The organism is Streptomyces sodiiphilus (genome assembly GCF_039529215.1).
Taxonomy (GTDB): domain Bacteria; phylum Actinomycetota; class Actinomycetes; order Streptomycetales; family Streptomycetaceae; genus Streptomyces; species Streptomyces sodiiphilus.
Window position 1 is genome coordinate 1 of record NZ_BAAAMJ010000095.1, and the last position, 565, is coordinate 565.

General features: G+C 53.3%; 1 protein-coding gene. It reads right to left on the reverse strand.

All coding sequences use genetic code 11. The annotated features are described in order from the left end of the window. Positions 1-565: hypothetical protein (locus tag ABD299_RS24745; protein WP_425581420.1), on the reverse strand; the 565-nt coding region annotated here is incomplete at both ends.

Below are 565 nucleotides of genomic sequence, written 5' to 3' on the forward strand. Positions count from 1 at the left end.
CTGGAGATTCTGCTCGAGTGCTGTTTGACGGGGAACCTGAATCACGTTTAGAGCGACAATTTCAGGCTGCTCGACTTCGGTGTGCGTGCGTGCGCTGGCCGCAGCGAGACGTAACAACTCCTTTTGTGTTTCCGGATTTGCAATCGGTACGACGATCGTGTACGTGTCCGCTGTTTCTCTCACGTCAGTAGCCTCGCCGACGATCGCGTCACCGACCAGTGTGTCGTCGTCAACCCGACCTTGTACGTATCCGAAGTACCAGAGGACGCTGAGTGCAATAATACCGATACCGATATATCGTACGATCGGTGCCATCTGAGAAATCACAACAAACGAAAGGATAACGCCCAAAATCGGAACGACTGGATAAAGAAGGCTCGGCAACTCGAACTCAGGATCGTAGTCTTCCGGGTCCGCTCGTCGGACGACGACAACAGCAACGTGGACGAGTGCATATGAAACGAGGAAGCTAAAACTCGCCACCTCAGCCAACAGGGCAACGATTTCTTCAATCCGAAGTCCGAGGCTGATCAGTGCCGCAGTAATAGCCCCAGTTACCATGACC